The organism is Algoriphagus mannitolivorans DSM 15301 (genome assembly GCF_000429425.1).
GTDB lineage: Bacteria > Bacteroidota > Bacteroidia > Cytophagales > Cyclobacteriaceae > Algoriphagus > Algoriphagus mannitolivorans.
The window spans coordinates 236,692-248,777 of sequence record NZ_AUBV01000004.1; the positions used below are offsets into that span (position 1 = coordinate 236,692).

9 protein-coding genes are annotated in these 12,086 nt (G+C 43.4%); 3 read left to right on the forward strand and 6 right to left on the reverse strand.

Annotated elements, in window-relative coordinates; genetic code table 11:
• Positions 1 to 6 precede the first annotated feature (6 nt).
• Positions 7 to 399 (forward strand): DUF302 domain-containing protein, encoded by a 393-nt coding sequence (locus G458_RS0103645; RefSeq protein ID WP_026950706.1) that lies wholly within the window; start codon positions 7 to 9, stop codon positions 397 to 399.
• Positions 400 to 457: 58 nt separating this feature from the next.
• Here G458_RS0103645 and G458_RS0103650 read toward each other — a convergent pair whose 3' ends face one another.
• From G458_RS0103650 to thpR, 3 genes are all read right to left on the reverse strand, one after another.
• Positions 458 to 1,975, reverse strand: coding sequence for a RagB/SusD family nutrient uptake outer membrane protein (locus G458_RS0103650; RefSeq protein ID WP_035467691.1), 1,518 nt, complete (start codon positions 1,973 to 1,975; stop codon positions 458 to 460).
• Between the two features lie 27 nt (positions 1,976 to 2,002).
• On the reverse strand, positions 2,003 to 5,071 hold the full coding sequence (locus G458_RS0103655; protein ID WP_026950708.1) for a SusC/RagA family TonB-linked outer membrane protein: 3,069 nt from the start codon (positions 5,069 to 5,071) through the stop codon (positions 2,003 to 2,005).
• A gap of 485 nt (positions 5,072 to 5,556) precedes the next feature.
• Entirely contained in the window at positions 5,557 to 6,102 is a 546-nt protein-coding gene (thpR, locus tag G458_RS0103665; RefSeq protein WP_026950710.1) for an RNA 2',3'-cyclic phosphodiesterase, read from the reverse strand.
• A 112-nt stretch (positions 6,103 to 6,214) separates the two neighbouring features.
• On the opposite strand from thpR, the gene G458_RS0103670 reads away from it, so the two are divergent.
• Positions 6,215 to 7,129 carry a universal stress protein gene (locus G458_RS0103670; protein ID WP_026950711.1) on the forward strand — a complete coding sequence of 305 codons (915 nt, stop codon included), beginning with the start codon at positions 6,215 to 6,217 and terminating at the stop codon, positions 7,127 to 7,129.
• Here G458_RS0103670 and G458_RS0103675 read toward each other — a convergent pair.
• Complete coding sequence (locus tag G458_RS0103675) at positions 7,119 to 8,051, reverse strand: class I SAM-dependent methyltransferase (protein WP_026950712.1); 933 nt, start codon at positions 8,049 to 8,051, stop codon at positions 7,119 to 7,121. The genes G458_RS0103670 and G458_RS0103675 overlap by 11 nt on opposite strands.
• Entirely contained in the window at positions 8,041 to 9,411 is a 1,371-nt protein-coding gene (locus tag G458_RS0103680) for an exopolysaccharide biosynthesis polyprenyl glycosylphosphotransferase (protein ID WP_026950713.1), read from the reverse strand. Before G458_RS0103680 ends, G458_RS0103675 begins: the two co-directional genes overlap by 11 nt.
• Before the next feature lie 152 nt (positions 9,412 to 9,563).
• Here G458_RS0103680 and G458_RS0103685 point away from each other — a divergent pair, with 152 nt between their 5' ends.
• Complete coding sequence (locus tag G458_RS0103685) at positions 9,564 to 10,235, forward strand: class I SAM-dependent methyltransferase (RefSeq protein ID WP_026950714.1); 672 nt, start codon at positions 9,564 to 9,566, stop codon at positions 10,233 to 10,235.
• Here G458_RS0103685 and G458_RS0103690 read toward each other — a convergent pair.
• Complete coding sequence (locus tag G458_RS0103690) at positions 10,232 to 12,019, reverse strand: ABC transporter ATP-binding protein (RefSeq protein ID WP_026950715.1); 1,788 nt, start codon at positions 12,017 to 12,019, stop codon at positions 10,232 to 10,234. The genes G458_RS0103685 and G458_RS0103690 overlap by 4 nt on opposite strands.
• Positions 12,020 to 12,086: the final 67 nt, after the last annotated feature.

Genomic DNA, 12,086 nt, shown 5'->3' on the forward strand with positions numbered 1-12,086 from the left:
AGACCCATGAGCTATTATTTTTCTAAAATATTACCCAGAAAAAAATTTGAAGAAGCCAAGGAATTGGTCACAGAGGAACTGAAAAAAGAAGGCTTCGGTATCCTGACCGAAATTGATGTACAGGCTACCCTTAAAAAGAAAATCGATCAAGACATCAATCGATATACCATTCTGGGCGCCTGCAATCCTCATTTTGCCCATCAAGCTTTGCTCGCAGAAGACAAGATCGGAGTTTTTCTTCCTTGTAATGTTTTGGTCAAGGAGCAAAAAGACGGTCAGATCGAAGTCGTAGCTGTGGATCCCATCGCAAGCATGACCTCCGTGAAAAACGCCTCATTGGGAGCCCTCGCCGAGGAAGTACAAGAAAAATTGAAAACGGTAATTGCCAACTTAGCCTAAACAAAAAAGTCCGGCCAAAAAACAGCCGGACTTTTATCATTTAAACCTTACAAGAATATCAATAGCCAGGGTTCTGCGCAATAGGAGCAGAAGCGTTTGTCTGGATTTCCTCTAAAGGAATCGGCCAAATAAACAGGTGGCTAGAATAAGGGATGGCATGATCCGTAGGGATCGCTCTTGCGCCAGTATAGAAATCAATGCTGGTAATTGATCTGGAAGTCGCCTTGGCTGGAACACCAGTCATCACACCAGCACCGGAGAGTCTGTGGATATCAGCCCATCTTCTACCTTCAGCCAAGAATTCGATTCTTCTTTCATTATAGATAGCAGTCAAGATACCCTCCTTACCACCAAGTCCAGCAGCTGTGAAAGCAGGGACAGAAGCAGGAAGTGCACGGCTACGAACTGAATTCAATTGAGCTACAGCCACATCCAAATTGCCCAGCTGAGCATTAGCTTCAGCAGCATTCAATACCACCTCAGCAAATCTCAAGATCACGGTAGGATCTCTGTAAGTAACTGGATCGATGTATTTGTTGGTATAAACACCTGCAGAACTCTGAGTAGTCAAAGCTCTTCTGGTATCTTCCTGATGCCAGAAAGAGGCTCTCCAGATGATTGGAGAAACTTTTACTAAGCCTCTGGCACCATTGTTTGGGTTACCATACATAGAAGCCAAAGCACCGTTTACGCCAGCATTGGAAGCATCTGTATGGACAAATGAGAAGATATTGTCAGAGCTGGTTGCAGTTCTGAAAGGAGTCGTAGGACTAGGAGTCACCGCATAAGATCCTTGGATTTTTGCATATTCTGCAATTACTCCTGCCCAATCCTTCATATGAAGTTTCACTCTGGACTTCAATGCGATAGCAGCTCCTTTGTTCGCTCTCAAGGCAGTACCTGTTGGCAACAAAGTCTCCGCTTCATTCAAGTCAGAAAGCAACTGGTTGTAATCCTCACCTACAGTACCTCTGCCGACAGCTTCTCCCTGAGGAACTTTAGGCACATCGTTGATGGCAAAAGTTCTGTAAGGAACACCAGGGGCAGAAGGGTTCTCAGAATAAGGACGAGCAAAGTGCAGCAATAATTCATGATGAGCCAAAGCTCTCAAGAACAACATCTCGCCTCTGTATTGGTCACGCTGTGCTTGAGTCAACACCCCATTAGCAAGGGCAACATCCAGGTTTTCCAACACAATGTTGGCACGGTTTACCATTCTATAAATGGAAATCCACATCCCGTTGTTGTTGGCAGTATTTGGGTTGTAAGTACCTGCGTAGGTGATTTCGTAGAACAACTGATCGTTGTACATATCTTCACCTCTCAAGTCGCCTTGCTGCACATTAGCGCCACCAAAAGGGTAACCTCTTTGTACAGAACCTAAATAGAAACCACGCTGAGCAGATTCATATACACCCAATACTGCAGAGTTTACTCTTGCAGCTGTAGCAAATGCTTCCTGATCAGGGATCAAGTTTGCAGGAGTCAGCTCAGTGACATCACAGGAGCTAATCGCACCCATCAAAGCCATACCGGCAGCGATGAGTTTGAAATTTTTTATTGAAAACTTATTCATTTTAATTCTTCGTTTAGGAGTTTAAAATTAGAACCCAACGTTTACACCCACAGTGTAGGTACGGATCACTGGAGCTACGTTCCAGTCCACACCGAAGCTCAACTGACCAGAGAACTGGTTAGATTCTGGATCAAGACCTGAGTAACTGGTGAAAGTGAATGGATTCTGAACTTGAGCAAAGAATCTGGCATTGGAGATTGAACCTTTGAATGCAGACTGAAGTGCTGCAGTAGGCACCGTGTAACCCAAAATAATATTCTGGATTCTTACAAAATCACCTTTCTCAATGAATCTGCTGTTTGCTGCAGAAGTCAACCAAGTGTTGGAATCACGACCAGCATAAAGCTTAGGCACGTCAGTTACCTGACCGCTTTCAGTCCATCTGTTCAAGATAGAAGCGTGGTTGTTAGAGAAACCAAGACCCATCAAACCTCTCAAAGATTCGTTCATGATGTAGTTACCTCCGGAGAATCTGGTGAATACCTCGAAGTCAAAGTTGCCATACTTGAAGTTGTTGCTCCATCCACCTTGCCACTTAGGAAGGGTATTTCCTAAGAAGAATTGGGTTGGAGAAGTAGCCGTAGTGGCGACATTGGAAGGATTTGCAGGATCATAAGCTCTCCAAGATGAAGCACCTTGCAACTGTACGATGTTTTCACCGCTGTAGTACATCGCGTTACCGTTTGCTGGGTTAACACCTGCCCACTTGAAGCCATACAATTGTGCAATTGGTCCACCTACTTCAGTTCTGTTGTAAGTACCTGTCAATGGCTGAACCAAGTTGGTCACTTCGTTCTGGATGAAAGTAACGTTGAAATCAGTGCTGTAAGAGAATGCACCTCTGTTGATTACAGTGGCAAATGTTCTCAATTCCAAACCTTTGTTCAACATGCTACCTACGTTCTGGTTGATGCTGTTACCTGGGATACCCAAAGAAGGAGCAGTAGGAGCAGCAAGGATCAATCCGTCCACGTCGTTAGTGAAGTAGTCAGCAGAGATGGTTACTCTTCCGATAGTCATATCCAAACCAACGTTGAATTTCTTGGAAGTTTCCCACTGAAGGCCACCGTTTGCAACTCGGGCATATCCGATACCTGCACCGGCACCACCCAATACTGGGGAGAAGCCACCAAATGCAGCAAATGAACCGATACCCGTGTTACCTACTTCTGCATAAGAAGCTCTGAATTTCAAATCAGAGATCAATTCAGAGTTGAAGAATGCTTCATCAGAAACTCTCCATCCCACAGATCCACCGAAGAAGGTACCACGCTTGTTGTCGCCAACCAAATCAGAGATACCGTCATTTCTTACCGTGAAGGAAGCCAAGTATTTGCCTCTGAAGCTATAGTTGAATCTTCCAAAGTAAGAGTCAAAGCCTTGCTCAGAGAAACCACCAGCAGAGAATTGGTTATTGTAAGATCCGGAGATCAAGTTTCTCAAACGGTAGAAGTTGTCAGAAACGTCAGTTCCCCAACCAGCAAAGTTGTAGTAGTTAGTGAATTGGTATTCCAAACCTGCTGTCACGTTGATGTTATGATCATCACCGATTACAGTCTGATAGTTCAAAGTATTCTGCCAGTTCCAACGGAAAGCTGGGTTGTAAGCCATATACACATAGCCATTGGAGCTACGTCCGTCACCGTGTCTAGGATCCAAAGACTGAAAGTCATCTGCCAAAGTCAAGTCAATACCGATTTGAGTTCTTGCAGTCAATCCATTGATGATATCTACTTCACCGTAAGCAGCACCCAACAATCTGTGCGCACGGCTTCTGTAGATGTTGTTTTGCAATACAAAGGCGATGTTAGGAATGTTGTTGTCCGGACCGGCCAAGTTTGTTCCAAAACCGGTAGTAGCACCGTTTGCAGTTACGTTGAAGCCATCAAACGCAGTGTTCGCTGGGTCATAAACCGGAACGTTTGGCAAAGAACGGGTAGCATTGTAGATCGCACCGGAAAGTGAGTTTGCACCGTTGTTCAAACCGTTGATCTCTGTCAAGGAATAAGAAAGAGAGTTACCGATTCTTACTCTTTTAGAGATGCTGTGGTCCACATTGGCTCTGAAAGAATATCTCTTCAAGTCGTTGGCTACGATTGGAGACTCCTGATCAGTAAAGCCCAAAGAGAAGAAATACTTGGTAGCCTCAGAACCTCCGGCAATGGAGATGTTGTGTTGCTGAGTAAAACCTCTTCTGAAGACAATATCCTGCCAATCAGTGTTTACACCTGGGTTAGCAAGAGGAGAAGCGTTTACGTTAGTTCTTTTTTCGTTTGCGATAGTCACAAAGTCGTCACCATTCAACAATTCAAAACGGCTCACCTCTTCGTTGAAGCCCATAGAAGTGTTGTAAGATACTTTTGCTTTACCTGAAACACCTCTTTTGGTAGTGATCAAGATCACCCCGTTAGCAGCTCTGGAACCGTAGATCGCAGTAGCAGAACCGTCCTTCAAAACCTCATAAGACTGAATGTCTGCTGGGTTGATGTTCGCCAATGGGTTAGAAGCATTCACAGCAGATCTGTCGTCGTCCACTACCGGTACACCGTCGATGATGATCAGCGGGCTGGCACTGGAAGTCAAAGAGTTCACCCCACGAATACGGATGATTGGTCTAGAACCCAAGATACCGCTTGGCGTAGTAACCTGCACACCAGGAGCTCTACCCGCCAATTGAGATTCGAAGGAAGGCGCAACCAAGTTTTCGATGGATTCGCTGCTGATAGAAGTCACAGAACCTGTGATTTCTCTTCTTTCCTGAGTACCGTAACCAGTTACGACTACTTCATTCAAAACTTTCACATCAGCATTCATGACCACATTGATCACATTGGAAGATCCCACAGGCATCTCCTTGGTCAAGTAGCCAACAAAGCTGAACACCAATACGGCACCATTCTCAGGTACAGAAATGGAATAAGTACCGTCCAAATTGGTAATAGTACCCTGAGTGGTTCCTTTTACCACCACGCTGGCTCCAGGTACACCCTCCGGCTCTTCGGCCGAGGTTACCCTACCAGTGATCGTTTTAGTTTGCGCAAGTACTGACACGATGGTCAGAAAGCTCAAAGCAAAACCTAATAAAACTTTCTTCATAGGTTAGTCAATTAATAATTTAACATTAGAAGGCGAATATGCGGGAAATTGGAGGTGGTAAACAAATGTTAAAAAGGGCCTATACTCGCTCTAAAAGGCAATTTTATTCTGAGAAAATGTTAAAAATAAGTATAACCTATTTTCGATACGTTGCCCATCCAAAATCTCGCAATAAACAAAGGTCTTTAGGTCAAAAAGGATTCATAAAATTTTCCCGTTGGAAAAAGGACAATGGTTTATTCTGCAACTAAAAAAAATTCAATTTTTTTTCCGGGGCATAAAAATTACGATCAAAGAATTTTCTATCGAAACCTCCCGAAAATCGGGCTTTGTTCCAATTAAAATTTTGAAGGTCTTTATTCCACTATTTCTCATCTCCGAATTAAAAGACACCCTAATTCAAATTTTCAAAATTTTATTAATTCGATTTTTTTTTGATGAATCATGGATTTTTTGCCCCAAACGGAGGAAAAATTCACAATTTGTTAATCTGACTTAAAAAATGGAACTCTGAAATGGGCTATCCACCGATGGTCTACCCGCTTGAGTAAGACCAAATCTTTTACTGAAAATTCGCTTTCGAACGATTGGGTTTTGGCATATTCAAGAACTTCCCCAAAGACAGAAGGTTTTAGATCTTTAAATGCCAAAGTCATGTGGGGATGGAAGTTTCGATCACTCAATTCATCATTAAGCAGCAGGGTTTTCTTACAAAATTGCTTCAGATCGGCCTGTAGTTTGACCAAAAGTTCATTTTTTTTCACATTCAAAAAGATCACCCGGTTGCCAAAAGTGGCGATCCCCCCAATTTTCAAGGCAAACTCCTTCTGGCTGGAGGCAAAAGCCTTCAATTGATCTATCAGTACATTTTCCTTTACCTCATTGTAGGAAAATGGCATTTTCAGCGTGATATGTGCCGGGGATTTGAGGGCATATTTCACCCCAAATTTCTCCTTAATTCCTAGCTTGATGGCCTCCGCTTGCCCCATAATGGGCTCTGGAGGCAGGATGGCCAAAAAATATTTTTCCATTTTTTTCATCATCTTAAAAGTAATTCAAAAAGTTTGCTCCTGCCTAAAAACAAAAAACTGTTCGATTTCACCGCTCAATCCTTTAACTTAAGCCTGTAAAACCAATAATACTATGAAGTACTTTTCTAAGGCCATGATCGGTCTCGACCTCACTGAAATGGATGATATCCTGATCAAAAAAACTGCCGCCTTGGTCAAGTTTTTAGGGGTCGAAAAATGCTACTTTGTGCATGTGGCCAGGAACCTGGAAATCCCTCAGGAAATCCTCGATCAATACCCAGACCTAATCGCTCCTTCTGATGAATCCATAGAAGCTATGATTCTTCAGAAACTGAAAGAACACCATTTCCCGGAGGATATAGAAGTGGAGGCTTTCGTAGAGGAAGGAAGTCATCCATTGGACACTTTTCTAAGATGGGCCAAGCTTAAGGATTCCGATTTGATCATTATGGGAAGAAAGGAAACGCTTAAAGGAAGCGGAACCTTAGCTGATGGGGTAGCTAAAAAAGCTCCTTGTTCTATATTACTTCTTCAGGAAAAGAGGGAGGTCAAGCTGCCAAAGAAAATTCTCATGCTGACAGATTTTTCTTCCCACAATCATATGTTTTATGAATTTGGAGAAAGAATTGCGGCAGACCTACATGCAGAACTGATACCCCTTCACGTCTATGATGTGCCTCACGGATATTCAAAGACCGGTAAGTCTTTCGAGGAGTTTTCGGAAATCATGAAAGAAAATGCCAAAAAAGACTTCAAAAAATTTGCCTCCAAACATGAAAACTCCAATCTGGACTGTGTCATGCTGCTCCGTGATGGGGATAATATTGGCAATCAAATTGTCAATTACGCCCAAGAAATAGATGCAGATTTAGTTTTGTTGGGCTCCAGAGGTAGAACTGCTTCTGCGGCCATATTGCTTGGAAGTACTGCTGAGAAACTTGTCAAAGCCAATAAAATCCTACCTATGCTGATCTTCAAAAAGAAAGGTGAGACAATGGGATTCTTTGATGCCTTGTTTAAGATTTAAGAGGCTTGGAAAAATAAAAACAAGCTTGATCCCCTATGCCCTCCTGATTGAATCGGAGGGCTTTTTTTTGCATTTCGCTCAACTCCGGCTTGGAAAAAACACTATCTATATTTCCTGAATCCAACTTTTCCCCACGTTCGTAAAGCTCGGTCCCCCAAAATTGAAATTCATTGGAATCGAATTCCAGTTCATCCAATTTTAACCCAATTTTCTCGCCCAAGTGCTGCAGTCCCTTAACCGATGGAATAGTCAAATGTCTAGGGGCATCCAGCTGTACCCAGAGATTTCCTTTTTCCTTCCATACTTGGGAATCAGCTACGGGAAGTCTAAGAAGAAGCTTTCCTCCGGGGTTTAATTTCTCCCAGCATGTGGTCAAAACCTTTTTAGGGTCCTCCATATGCTCAAAGGCATGATGCATCATGATCAAGTCGAAATTGCCAACTGCTTTCTCAAATTCTGTCGGAAACAAGCTTAAGCCTGATGAAATACGAACCTCTTTGGCTATAAAGGGATCATAACCTTCCAGGTTTTGAAATCCCCCACAATAAAGTTCATAAAGCAACTGTCCATTACCACAGCCCACATCGGCGATTCTGGCATTCCTACTGGGTCGAAGCTTTTTCAGCCAATACCCATAAATCGGCGAAAAAATCCCGAATGTTCCAAAAATACTCATGCGAAGTCTCTTCAACCATCTAAACAGCGGATTGGAGAATTGTAGTTCTTGAAAGGAATAGTAGCTTTTGGGATAATAGTCTCCGAGATTTTCCGGGACTTTTGAGATATGCAAAGAGCCGCAAGAGAGGCATTCCAAATAGGAAAACTTGTCACCTTTGCCAAGCATTCTTTCCTCAGCCAGAAAAGACTGCTGATCTGTACTCCCGCAGTAAGGACATGATTTTCCGGAGAAATCAGTAGGCATTATCCCTGTTTAAGAGCAACTCATAAACGGTCTTTACCATAATCTCCATGTCCAGGAAAAATGACCAGTTGTTGATGTAAAAGTAATCCAGTCTCACTCGGGAGCGGATTTGATGTGGATTTTCGATTTCCCCTCTATATCCTCGCACCTGCGCCAGTCCGGTGATTCCCGGTCTGATTTTATGTCTGGAATTGTAGCGCTCGATCTGAGTTTTGAAAGTTTGGTTCATCGGGACAGTATGAGGCCTTGGTCCGACCACTGACATATCTCCCATCAACACATTCAAAAACTGCGGCATTTCGTCCAGGGAGGTGTTTCGGAGGAAGGCTCCAATTCGAGTCACCCGAGGATCATTTTTGGTAGCCTGCTTGGTGTCTGCGTAATCATTTGGAGTCATGGAGCGAAACTTCAGGCAGTTAAATACCTGGTTATTGACTCCATTTCTTTTTTGAATAAAGAAAATCGGCCCTCTGGATTCCAGTTTGATCAGGATCCCCACCAATGGTATTAACCAGGACAGGATAAAGACTATCACCAAACTGGCGAAAATCATGTCAAAAGCTCTTTTGGCAAAGCTGTTAATTGGATGATCCAGAGGAATGTCATTGACATTGATGACAAAAAAGTCTCCGTATTTGGAGAAAGACAGATTCTTTTCCAGCTGAAGGCTACCTCCAGGAATCATTTTCACCTTGATGTAATGCTCATCCGCAAAGTCAATCACTTTTTTCACCAAAGCCGGCTCCAAATGCTCATGGATATATATTAAGTCCAAATCCAAACCCGGAGCTTCTTCAAAAAAAGTCGCCACACCACCTCTGGTTTGCTGACAGTCAGACTGATCATCAAAGTATCCCAGAAAATTGATCCCAAAGTCCTTTCGAATCCTGAACACATCGGCAAGCTTGGGACTTGTGCCCCCCTTTCCGACAATCACCGCATTTCTGTAGTTCTTTCCCTGTATCCGATAGGTTTTTAGCACCATGTGCACCGACACCCGGAATGATGCCATCAAAATGAGTTGAATCGCGCCAAAACCCAATATTTGAACCCATCGGTAATCCTTTCCTTCCAAAGGAATCCAAAGAATGGCTAAAACTGCTAAAAACCATGAAACTGTAACCAGAAGCTTACGCAAGGTAGTGTCATATTCCTCTGTCCTTCCGATTTTGTAATCCTTTCGGAGCACAGAAATCAAAAACCAAGCGCCTCCTAAGGGAAGATAGGCCAGAAAATCCACGCCTTCCAGAAACCCAAGGCTTTGGAGGGTATTATTGGCGATCCATAATGAAAGCAATGCGGCCAAAAAATCACATATCGTGAATAACCATGGAAAGTAAACATCAAATCTTCTCTTCATAAAAATTTAGGAATTCCGACAATCTGTAGGGCTGAAATCTTAGACAATTTTCATACCCCTTCTAGATTACGGCTTAAAATTAAGAAAGAAATAATCAAGCATGATTACTTTTGGAATTAAATGTAATCCCCATTTCACTTTTGCTTATCAGTATGAGTTCATTGACCAGCCTTTTTGCTTCTTCAGATCAGCCAGACTCTTTGGGAGCCAGATTCAGGAAGAAAAGACTGGAGAAATTTGAGAAGTTGTTCTTCGAAAATTTTAATCCTGAAAGTCCGCTTCGGATTTTAGACGTAGGTGGAACAGATTATTTCTGGAAAGACAGTCAAATCCTCAATTTGCCCGACTGTCGGATTGTTTTGCTGAATCTTCATTTGGAAAAAACCTCGCATCCAAACATAGAAGCACGGATTGGGGATGCTACCCATATGAAGGAATTTGAGGATCAAAGCTTTGATTTGGTATTTTCCAACTCGGTGATCGAGCATTTGTATACCTGGGAAAACCAACAGCGCATGGCAAAAGAAATCCAGCGTGTTGGAAAAAAATATTTTATCCAGACTCCCAATAAATATTTCCCGGTAGAAGCACACTATGCACTCCCTTTTGCTCAGTATATGCCCAAGAAGCTCTTGTTTTATCTACTGACCAAAACCAAACTCAGCCGCTTTCAAAAATGGGATTCTAAGGCCGCTCAGCAATATTTGGATGAAATTCGGCTTTTGGATGAAATAGAAATGCAAAGGCTTTTCCCAAAATCAAAAATCCTTAAAGAAAAAGCCCTGGGCATGACCAAATCCATCACTGCCCATAACTTGGGTTAGTCGGCAAACTGCAACTTGACAAGGTTGGAATAGAAACCGCTTTCTTCCTGTACCAACTCCTGATGGGAACCTTCCTCCACAATTTTCCCCTCACTGAGGACATAAATCCTATCTACCTTTCGGATAGTGGCCAGTCTATGGGCAATGATCAGGGTGGTTCTCCCTTTCATCAACTCGTCCAATGCCTGCTGAACCAAAGATTCAGACTCCGCATCCAAGGAGGAGGTGGCTTCGTCCAAAATCAAAATTGCCGGATCTTTCAAGATGGCTCGGGCAATTGCTACCCGCTGCCTCTGCCCACCGGATAATTTGATGCCGCGTTCCCCGACCAAGGTGTCCAAACCCTCAGGAAATTGGGAGATAAACTGCCAGGCATTGGCCTTTTTGCAGGCCAGAATGATTTCCTCCTCAGTCGCACCAGGCTTGGCATAGGCAATGTTTTCACGGATACTTCCTCCAAAAAGCAGGACCTCCTGAGGAACGATTCCGATTTTGCTTCTGAGGGATTTTAGGTACCAGTCTTTGACATCTCGGTCATCTACCCGTATTGCCCCTTTTTCCACTTCGTAAAATCTCAGCAGCAACTGGATAATTGTCGATTTCCCAGCCCCTGAATGCCCGGCTAAGGCTACTTTTTCCCCTGGGTTGATGGTCATAGAAATAGACTTCAATACCTCGACCTCAGGCCTTGCTGGATATCTGAAGCTTACTTGGTCAAATTCAATTTTTCCCAAAAACTTATCAGAAGACTGGCCAGTCTCAGATTCAGCTGGCTCTTCCAAGATCTCCAATACCCGCTCGGAGCTTCCTATCGCTTTTTGTAATTGTGAATAAATATCCCCCAATCCCGCAATGGATCCCCCGATAAAGGTGGTATAAAGCACAAAAGACACCAATTCACCCACGCTCATGTCACCTGATGCGACCAGACTGGCCCCATACCACATCACTCCGACAATGCCTCCGAAAAGTGCAAATATGATAAATGAGATAAAGGCACCTCGATATTTCGCAGTCTTCAAAGCGACCTCTACCACTCTGCCCAGACCTTTACCATATCGATCGGATTCAAAACCTTCTCCAACAAAAGATTTCACCGTTGCGATGGATTGGAGTGTTTCCTCTACAATGACATTTGCCCCGGCCAATTCATCCTGAGTTTTCTTGGACAGCCTTCGGATAAATCTCCCAAAGACCATCGCTACCAAGACCAATACAGGGAAAGTACCGAGCATAAACAAGGTCAACTTTGGAGTATTGATCAACAAAAAAGCAACCCCTGCTACCAAGGTGATGACCTGGCGGAAAAGCTCAGCCAGAGTAGTAGAAAAGGTGTCTTGAAGCTGACTGACGTCAGACGTAATTCTACTGATCAGCTCACCGGTTCGTCTTTGGTCAAAAAACCTCATTGGCAGTCTCACCAGTCTGGAGTAGAGCGAATGGCGGATATCCCGCATGGAGCGCTCCGACACCAAAGCAAACAGCCAAACCCTGAAAAAAGAGAAAATGCTCTGAACTGCTAAAATCCCGATCAATAAGAGAGCAATGGTATTGACATCATTGACAATCCAATCTCCTCCCTGCGCCGTATCGATTAATTTTCCGGCTACAAAGGGGAAGGTCAGGAGCGTCAGAGATGAAAAAAGTAAAAACACCAATCCCAGAAAAAATGCCCATTTATAAGGCATCAAAAAGCGGAAAATCCCGCCCAGTTTACTCAGGTTTTGCTTGTTCAACTTCCGCTTTTCTTCAGGTTCCAAAGCGGTTCCTCGTTGCTTAGCCATTGGTTTTTATTTGATCAATTGGCAAAAGTAGGGCTTTAGCTGTAGAAATCTCAAAAATACCTTTCAG